At 66.4% G+C, this 256-nt stretch carries 1 pseudogene; it reads right to left on the bottom strand.

What is annotated here, in order from left to right:
* Positions 1-44 precede the first annotated feature (44 nt).
* Positions 45-256 (bottom strand): annotated as a pseudogene (locus SB786_RS36900) (MFS transporter); the annotation flags it as partial.

The following is a 256-nucleotide window of genomic DNA, read 5'->3' as shown; positions in this document are numbered from 1 at the left end:
CCAAAAGCCGGCGCCCTCGCGGACGCCGGCCGATGATGAGCCGATCAGGCCTTCACGTTGTGCGCGGGCTGGAGCGCGGCGCTGACCGCGTCGTCGCGCTGCTGGTTCGAGATCAGACGCCAGGCCACGCAGGCGCCGATCAGGTCGAACAACATCAGGCAGACGAACAAGGGGTTATAGCCGATCGTGCTGGCCAGTGCGCCGACGATGAGCGAGAACACCGTCGCGCCGAGATAGCCGAACATGCCCGAGAGAC

The organism is Burkholderia sp. SIMBA_062, assembly GCF_046534765.1.
GTDB classification, from domain to species: Bacteria; Pseudomonadota; Gammaproteobacteria; order Burkholderiales; family Burkholderiaceae; genus Burkholderia; species Burkholderia ambifaria.
This window is presented reverse-complemented; position numbering and strand designations above follow the sequence as displayed.